This is a genomic window from bacterium (assembly GCA_026398675.1).
Classification (GTDB): Bacteria; RBG-13-66-14; RBG-13-66-14; order RBG-13-66-14; family RBG-13-66-14; genus RBG-13-66-14.
This window is the reverse complement of record JAPLSK010000086.1, coordinates 1-4,601: the sequence shown is the minus strand read 5'-3', so window position 1 is coordinate 4,601 and position 4,601 is coordinate 1. Positions and strand designations below refer to the sequence as shown.

Below are 4,601 nucleotides of genomic sequence, written 5' to 3'. Positions count from 1 at the left end.
GACGGGCGAGGGTGAGGGTCGAATCGGCCCCCTCTCCCTTCCAGGGAGCGGCGCGCCGACGGGCGAGGGTGAGGGTCGAATCGGCCTCCCTCCCCCAGTGGGAGCGGCGCGCCGACGGGAATGATGGTGAGGGCTGCCTTTAAAAAGAAGCGGCGGCCCACAGAGGGGCCGCCCTACATCATCGCAAGAAGCGGAAGCGGCGGGGATTTGCCGAGGGCATAGCTCGCGACGCTCGGTTAAAATCCCCCACCCTACATTTCCGCGCACGACGGTAAACTACCAGACGGGCGGGTGTCGTCACGTCGCGGCCAAGGCCGCCCGACTTGACCGCCCCGCCGGTCGAGTCTATAATTTTTCTCGCAACCACGAACCCGCCGTCGAACCCCCCTGGATATGGGAACGGGGACGGCGCCCGAGTTACCCGGCGCCATGACGGGCCGCTGAACCGGCCGGAGTAAACGAACTCCCCCGCCGGACAAGCCCGCCGGTCCCCGAACGACGGCATACCGAAGGTAACGTATGATCCTCAAGCTCTCCGAAGGCGCCTACCCCCGTGTCGAAAAGGGCGAGGGTCCGCCGGTCGTCATGCTCCACGGCATGTTCGGCTCCCCGGACAACTGGCTCCACCAGGTCGAGAACCTCTCCCGCTCCCACCACATGATCGTCCTGGAACTCCCCATCTTCGACGAGAAGTGGGACGATCCGTCCGTCAAGGGGCTTTCCCGCTATGCGCTGGAGTACCTGGACTGGGCGGGCTTCGACCGGGCGGTGTTCGTCGGCAACTCCCTGGGCGGCAACATCGCGCTGTATCTGGCCTGCCACCACCCGGACCGGGTGCGGGGGCTGGTCCTCTCCGGCTCTTCGGGGCTCCTGGAGCGGGGCTACGAGCAGGGCCTGCCCACCAGCCCCGGCCGCGAGTGGATTTACGGCCGCGTCGCCCAGGTCTTTTACGACGAGAAGACCATCCGACCCGGCATGGTGGACGAGGTGGTGAATTTCCTCGACTCGCGGAAGAACAAGTTCCGCCTGGTGAAGGTGGCCAAGGCCGCCAAGCGGACACACATGGGCGCCGACCTCCACCGCATCACCGCCCCCACCCTTTTGATTTGGGGCCGGCAGGACGAGGTGACCCCCCTCGAGGTGGCCCTCGAGTTCAAGGAGGGCATCGCCGGAGCCGAGCTGGTCCTCTTCGAGGAGTGCGGCCACGCCGCGATGATGGAAAAGGCCGCGGAGTTCACCGAGATTTTGCAAAAGTTCCTCGACGGCCTGGCCTGAAAAAACGCGCATCCCCCGCCGCGGCTGAACGGGCGGGGGGTTTTTAGGAGAGCCCCGGGCATGTCCCTGGTCAATAACGTCAAGGTCTCCATCCTGCGCCGGGTTTACGACCGGCGCATGCGCGAGCTGGACCAGGTTCTTCGAGACCCCTGGCGCTTCCAGGAGCAGGCGTTCCGCCGTATCCTTTCGGCCGCGTCGGTCACCGCCTTCGGCCGCGACCGCGGGCTGACGGCGGGGATGACCCTGGCCGAGTTCCGGCGGCGCGTCCCCCCGGCGCCCTACGAAGCCTTCGACCCCTACATCGGCCGGATGCTCGCCGGGGAGCGGTCGGTGCTCTGGCCGGGGCTGGTGCGCGAATTCTCGCTGACCAGCGGCACCACCGCGGCGCGCGGCAACAAGTACATCCCATTCACCCAGGGGCTGTGGTTGTCGAACCAGACCGCGGCCCGCGACAGCCTCTTCTTCCACGTCCGGCGACGGGGGGGCGACTTCGGCGTCTTCATGGGGAAGATGCTCTTTCTGGGCGGCACCACCACCCTGAATCGCGAGCGGCCCGGCGTTTATTCCGGCGACCTCTCCGCCCTCACCATCCGCCGCCTGCCGCTCCTCTACCGCCGCTACTACCTCCCCGGCTACCGCGTCGGCGCCATCCCCGACTGGGAGGAGAAGATTGACCGCATCGCCCGGATGGTTCGGGGCGTGAACCTCACCTTTATTTCCGGCATCCCCTCCTGGGTCCTGGTGCTCCTGGACAAAATCCGCGCGGACCACGGCCGCCCGGAGGCCACCCTCAAGGAAATTTTCCCCGACTTCCGCTTCCTGGTCAGCGGCGGGGTGAACGTCCACCCCTACCTGGACCTCTTCCGCCGGACGGTCGGCCCGGAGGTGGATTTCGCGGAGACCTACCCCGCCTCGGAGGCTTTTCTAGCCGTGCAGGACGGCGCGATGGGGGACGGGATGCTGCTGGAGACGGACTCGGGCGTTTTCTACGAGTTCGTCCCCGCCGGGCGGATAGACGATGACGACCCCCCGCGCCTGGCCCTCCCCGAAGTCCAGGTCGGCGTGAACTACGCGATTCTCCTGACCACCCCCGGGGGCCTGTACAGCTACATCCTGGGCGACACGGTGCGGTTCGTGAGCACCGACCCGCCCCGGCTCGTCGTCACCGGGCGGACGAAGCACTTCCTCTCCGCCTTCGGGGAGCACCTGATCGTGGAGGAGGCCGAGGAGGCGGTGCGGACGGCGTGCGAGCGGACCGGCGCGCAGGTCAGGGACTTCACCGCCGCCCCGGTCTTTCCGGGGAAAAGCGGGGAGCTGCCGCGCCACGAGTGGCTGATCGAGTTCGAGACGCCGCCCGCCGACCTTCCAGCCTTCGAGCGGATTCTGGACGAGCGCCTCGGGGAGCTCAACGCCGACTACGCCGTCCACCGGCGCGACGACGCCAGCCTCCTGCCGCCGCGAGTGACCGTCCTGCGGCCGGGGAGCTTCTATGCGTTCATGAAGGCGCGGGGCAAGCTGGGGGGGCAGAACAAGGTGCCGCGGCTGAAGAACGACCGCGAGCTCGCGGACATGCTCCACGGGCTGCAGTAGGGCGGGGATTCCTATCCCCGCCGCTTTCACGTTCCCTACCCCGACCCTCACCCCAACCCTCTCCCTAAATGTAGGGCGGGGATTCCTATCCCCGCCGCTTCCGCTTCTTGCGATGACGTAGGGGCGACCCTCTGCGGTCGCCCGCGGGCCGACCTTCAGGTCGGCCCGATTAATTACAAGGTAGCCCTCACCCTTAATCCCTCTCCCACAGGGAGAGGGAGACCGTTTCAACCCTTACCCCGGCCCCTCGCAAACGTAGGGCGGGGATTTTAACCGAGCGAAGCGAGCTATGCCCCCGGCAAATCCCCGCCGCTTTTGCCCCCCTCCCCCACCCTCTCCCCAAAGGGGGGAGGGGGCGAGACCGCCTACTTCAGCCCGTACTCGTTCAGCTTACGGTGCAGGGTCCGCAGGCCGATGCCCAGGACCTTCGCGGTCAGCGTGCGGTTGCCGGAATTCTTCGCCAGCGTCATGCGTATCACCTCGCGCTCGACCTGGGCCATGGTCCAGCCCACGGGGACGCGGATCATGGAGGACGGCCGGATGGCGGCGACGCGGTCCTTTATCTCCGGCGGCAGGTCCTCCACGGTCAACTCGGTCCCACGGGCCAGCGCCACCATACCCTCCACCGTGTTGGAGAGCTCGCGAACGTTGCCGGGCCAGTCGTAGGTCAGAAGGAGGTCCAGGGCGGCGAGCTCGACCCCGGTGACGGGCCGGTCGTGCTTCGCGGCGGCCTGGGCGATGAAGCGCGAAATCATGGGCAGCAGGTCCTCGGGCCGCTCGGTGAGCGGCGGGACGTAAAGCTGGACCTTCTTCAGGCGGTAGTAGAGGTCCTCGCGGAAGCGCCCGGCGCGCATCTCCTCGGCGGGGTCCTTGTTAGTGGCGGCGATCAGGCGCACGTCCACCTGCAGGGTCTCCTCGCCCCCCACGCGCTCGAACCGCTGGTCCTGCAGCACGCGCAGGAGCTTGACCTGGGTGGAGCGGGGGATTTCGCTTATCTCGTCCAGGAAGAGGGTGCCGCCGTTGGCGCGCTCGAAGGCGCCGGAGTGCCTTTTTACCGCCCCGGTGAATGACCCGCGCTCGTGGCCGAAAAGCTCGCTCTCCAAAAGACCTTCGGAGAGGGCGGCGCAGTGCAGCTTGATGTAAGGCCCGTCGCGGCTGTTGCTCCGGTGCTGGATGGCGTCGGCCACCAGCTCTTTCCCCGAGCCCGAGGGGCCGGTTATCAGAACGGTGATGTCGGTGCGGGCGAGCTGGTCCACCATCTCCAAGATGCGCTTCATGGGCGCGCTGGCGGCGATGATGCCCTCGTCGCCCAGCCGCTCGCCCAGCCGACCGCGCAGGGACTCCAGGTCCCGGCGCAGCCGCCGGTTCTCCAGGGCGCGCTCGATCTGCAGCAGCAGCTCATCGGGGTTGACCGGCTTGGTGAGGTAGTCGTAGGCCCCGGTCCGCATGGCCTCCACGGCGCTCTGGACGGAGCCGTGGCCGGTGAGGACGATGACCGCCAGGTCGGCGTCGCGCATCCGCGCGCGGGTGATGAGTTCCATCCCCGAGCCCGAGGGGAGGACCAGGTCCACCAGGAGCAGGTCCACCTCGTTGACGGCCAGTGCCTCGCGGGCCTCCTCCACGTCGGCGGCGGCGAGGGTGCGGTATCCGGCGCGCCCCAGGGTGCGCTCCAGCGCCCGGTTCACCTCCGGGTCGTCGTCAACGATGAGCACGAGCGGCTTGGACATGGGCCATCC

General features: G+C 67.9%; 3 protein-coding genes. 2 read left to right on the top strand and 1 reads right to left on the bottom strand.

Features of this window, described 5'->3' with window-relative positions; all coding sequences use genetic code 11:
• The first annotated feature begins 519 nt into the window (after nt 1-519).
• Both NTW26_01760 and NTW26_01755 read left to right on the top strand, forming a co-directional pair.
• A complete protein-coding gene (locus NTW26_01760) occupies nt 520-1,275 on the top strand; it encodes an alpha/beta fold hydrolase (protein ID MCX7020999.1) in 756 nt (251 codons plus the stop codon).
• Between the two features lie 60 nt (nt 1,276-1,335).
• Nucleotides 1,336-2,865 (top strand): GH3 auxin-responsive promoter family protein, encoded by a 1,530-nt coding sequence (locus NTW26_01755; protein MCX7020998.1) that lies wholly within the window; start codon nt 1,336-1,338, stop codon nt 2,863-2,865.
• A 365-nt stretch (nt 2,866-3,230) separates the two neighbouring features.
• Here the strand turns inward: NTW26_01755 and NTW26_01750 are convergent.
• The coding region (locus NTW26_01750) for a sigma-54 dependent transcriptional regulator (protein MCX7020997.1) at nt 3,231-4,601 on the bottom strand (1,371 nt) is incomplete at its 5' end.